3 pseudogenes are annotated in these 737 nt (G+C 59.4%); 2 read left to right on the plus strand and 1 reads right to left on the minus strand.

Features of this window, described 5'->3' with window-relative positions:
* Positions 1–188 (plus strand): annotated as a pseudogene (locus tag AC066Y_RS43265) (hypothetical protein); the annotation flags it as partial.
* 150 nt (positions 189–338) lie between these two features.
* Positions 339–479, plus strand: a pseudogene (locus tag AC066Y_RS43270) (ATP-binding protein); the annotation flags it as partial.
* A gap of 6 nt (positions 480–485) precedes the next feature.
* On the opposite strand, the pseudogene AC066Y_RS43275 reads toward AC066Y_RS43270, so the two are convergent.
* Positions 486–737 (minus strand): annotated as a pseudogene (locus AC066Y_RS43275) (recombinase family protein); the annotation flags it as partial.

Here is a 737-nt window from a genome sequence, read left to right on the forward strand (position 1 = left end):
TGAAAGCCGGAGTGTGGTTCCGCCGTGCTCGTCTGCTCATCGTCTCTCCTGATTCGCGGGTCAATCTTGCCCGCCGTCAGGCAGAAACTCCACTTATCGCACTGTTCAGATTTGCGGGACCAGCTCAGATGAAAGACAACGGTCGCCACCGAAAACCAGGAAAACCCGACCAGTCGTGTGAGCTTTAAAGCTCGCATCCTTGATGTGACCCCTTGGTTGTCGGACTTCATCAGGGCCAGCGGAGATATGATCCGCGCTAAAGGCCGGACATACGATCGCAGCCGTCCAAGTCGTTCGCAGTGCCAAATTGTGCTTGCCATCAGAGGCCGTCCACATACGACGACTGGGGTCTCGAGCCGCTCGACGCCGCGGCCCGCCACGACCTCCTGGAGATCCTCGAGGACCGCTACGGCCACCGCTCCACCATCGTCACCAGCCAGCTTCCCGTCGATCAATGGCACGCGCTGATCGGCGAGCCGATGACTTCATGATGCCTCCTTCTTCGAACGCTTGGTGCGTCGTACCCGATTGCGAAGCTGACGGATTTGGTCGTCTGAGAGCTCGATCTGCCATGGCTGGCCTTTGGCTAGCTGACGACCTGCCAGCAATCCCCGCGCGAGATAATCGAACACCGTCTGCGGGGTCACTCCAAGCTCAGCCGCTGCGCCCTGAATTGAGAAGCTTCCATCGGGCCAGCGCATCGGATTCTTGTCCACGCCGTTGATTTTGACGGTGGG

This window comes from Bradyrhizobium sp. USDA3010 (assembly GCF_056429065.1).